Annotated in this window: 2 protein-coding genes; one reads left to right on the top strand and one right to left on the bottom strand. The window is 39.3% G+C overall.

Translation table 11 applies throughout. The annotated features are described in order from the left end of the window. Nucleotides 1-593: 593 nt before the first annotated feature. Complete coding sequence (locus B4F91_RS16490) at nucleotides 594-2234, top strand: response regulator (RefSeq protein ID WP_138579175.1); 1641 nt, start codon at nucleotides 594-596, stop codon at nucleotides 2232-2234. Nucleotides 2235-2289: 55 nt separating this feature from the next. On the opposite strand, the gene msrB is transcribed toward B4F91_RS16490, so the two are convergent. Further along, a complete protein-coding gene (gene msrB / locus B4F91_RS16485) occupies nucleotides 2290-2730 on the bottom strand; it encodes a peptide-methionine (R)-S-oxide reductase MsrB (protein ID WP_004588868.1) in 441 nt (146 codons plus the stop codon). Between the last annotated feature and the right edge of the window lie 189 nt (nucleotides 2731-2919).

Below are 2919 nucleotides of genomic sequence, written 5' to 3'. Positions count from 1 at the left end.
CAGTATCACCCACCACATATAAACACTTCAAAATACCTAAGTTAAAAACTTCCATAAATATCACTCTTGATTTGTCTTTTGAAAAACGATTAATCTATACGCTATAAAATTATATAAAGGTAATTAACTCAGTTATAAGAAAAAGAGACCATCGCCGCCCTTTACAAATAATGGCGAGAGTCACTGGTTCAAGCCAAGTAATCACCTACCACATATAAACACTTCTAAAGCATCAAAACTCTTCTGAATAATTATTATAAAAATCCTATTTGGGTAATTAATCCAGTTGTAAGAAAAAGAGAGCATCGCCGCCCTTTACAAATAAAGGCGAGTGCCACTGGTTCAAGTCCAATATCACCCGCCACGTACAAACACTCCACAAAAACCTAGATTATTTTAACTATTATTTAGAGCTGCTTTTTACCTATTAATTAAACATTGATTTTAAATCGCTAAGGCAAGGATAATATGAAGCCATCTAAACGTATGAAAATAACTTAATCTTCTAATAACCTCGGCTAATAGTTAAATTCCCTTGTAAGCAGCTAAACTGTTGATTATAGTCTGTGATAAATTAAACAACATGTAAGCCAATGCCAACTAAGATCTACGCCAAAGCCAAAATACTGATAGTGGAAGAGCAGCCCCTCGCTCAAAGCTATATGAAACAGTCGCTAGAAAGGCTTGGCTTTCGGCAGTTGCACTTTGCCGATCATGCAATTGCAGCAAAAGAGCAATGTTTGGCTGAGCAATTTGATTTAATTGTATGTTCGTTTAATTTAAGCAAACACCAAGACGGCTACCAACTCTACGAAGAACTCCGTGTTAAGCAACTGATAAAAAACTCCACTGCGTTTATTTTTATTTCTGCAGAAACCAGCGGTGCGCTAGTGCATAGCGTTTTAGAGCTTCAACCCGACGACTTTTTGGTAAAGCCATTTACGGTACAAGAGTTAAAAACGCGGATTGAGCGTATTCTAAAACGTAAAAATGAGCTACAGAGCATTTATACCTTAGTAGATGATGGCAACGACTCTAAAGCAATAAAAGTAATCGATGCCACTTTAAATAAAAAAAACAATATATACAGCCCTATCCTCCTTCGCTTAAAAGGAGATGCATTGCTTAGGCTAAACCGCAGTGAAGAAGCTAAAGACTTTTTTACCTCGGTGCTAGACATACAAAAATTTGCCTGGGCCAAAGTTGGTTTAGTAGAAGCGCTGATTGCTAATAATGAGCATATTCTTGCTCAGCGCATGTTAAAAACCATGCTTGAACGCCATGAAACACGTTTAGTTGCACTGGATTTACTCGGCCGATTAGAAATAAAACTAAACCAATTTGAATTGGCGCAAGATTTTTTAAGCCAAGCAGTCAATATTGCGCCACGTAACATCCAAAGACAAAAGTCGTTAAGCAATGTTTCGTTAATAAACCACGATTACGAAAAAAGCTATTTAACCCAAAAAGACATAGCCAGCTATGCGCGTCATTCTATTCATGACAGCCCCGACATCTATCTCAATGCTGCCCGTGCCGGTATAGACTTTGCTTTAACCACAGATCAAACAGACCAAATACAACGTATTTCGCGTCAAACTAATAAATACATAAATGATTTAAAAAAGCAGTTTCCTAACAACGCAAACCAATCTCAAATTGATGTACTTAATGCGCGTTTGCACTATTTAAAAGACGAGCACCAAAAAGCCAAGCGCTTGATAGAGCAACTCGACGATGACGATACATTAATACGCTCTGTAGATGGGGCGCTTGATAAAGCAAAAGCGTTTCACGAGCTGGGTTTTCATCAAAAAGCACAAACATTATTTAGCCAAATAATTAGCCATTGTGAGCGCCACCCCAATATGAGTGATACAACTTACCTGCGTTACATTCAACAGCAGCAAAGTGAGCGTCGTGACATTAAAATGGGCCCTAAAGAGCTTAACAACCATGCAGTAACTCAATTTAATAGAGGGCAATTAAATACGGCGTTAGAGGCGTTTACGCAAGCATTTAGAGTAATGCCGCGTAACCCAAGCATTGCGCTTAATTTATTACAGTGTTTGTTTGATTCGACAAAACAAAAAGGCGGCACTTTTAACTTGGTTATTGCTAAAAAGTGTTACGCCCTTTTGAGTAACTCTACACTGCAGCCAGATCAGTCGCAGCGATTAGATAAAATTTTGCATATGGCAAAAGAAATGAAACTCGATATTCAATCCCCCTAGCGCTAACTAGCGGCTAGAAATAGCTGTTTATCTTGATTGAAAGCTAACTATATAATTAAAGCTTTTTCATTGCAGCGGCATTTACACAATAGCGCAAACCCGACGGTGCTGGCCCATCAGGAAAAATATGCCCTAAGTGTGCATCACACACATTACACACCACTTCAACGCGCTGCATACCATGGCTTAAATCGTTCACATAACCAATTGCATCGACAGTTGCAGGCTGCGTGAATGATGGCCAACCTGTGCCGCTATCAAACTTTTCATCGGCATCAAAAAGTAAATTATCGCAGCATACACACGCGTATTTACCCGGTTCTAGTAATGTGCAACTTTGTGAGCTGTGAGGGCGTTCTGTGCCCTTTTTACGTGTCACATAGTATTGCTCATCACTTAGCATTGCCTGCCATTGCGCGTCTGTTTTTACAACCTTTTCGCGTGGCGTAGGATTGCCATTATTGGCAAAATTTATAACATCATTCCAAGTAAGCATAATAGCCTCCTTCGGTATTAATAAGTGATTAGGGTCTGTTGATCTTTTAAGGTTAAATTTGCAGCAGTCTGTTTGGTATTTAGGCAAGGCAGAGCCTATGCAGTGTGGTTATTCCCCATAATTGGGCGATAACGTAGCATTAATGCCAAACAGGCGCTGCCCAACGGGTTCTTCCTAGGGGCTATTTAC

Origin of the sequence: Pseudoalteromonas sp. UBA6610 (genome assembly GCF_002433295.1) — a bacterium.
In the GTDB taxonomy this organism is placed as follows: Bacteria; Pseudomonadota; Gammaproteobacteria; order Enterobacterales; family Alteromonadaceae; genus Pseudoalteromonas; species Pseudoalteromonas atlantica.
The sequence above is the reverse complement of the archived record's forward strand: the minus strand, read 5'-3'. Positions and strand labels throughout refer to the sequence as shown.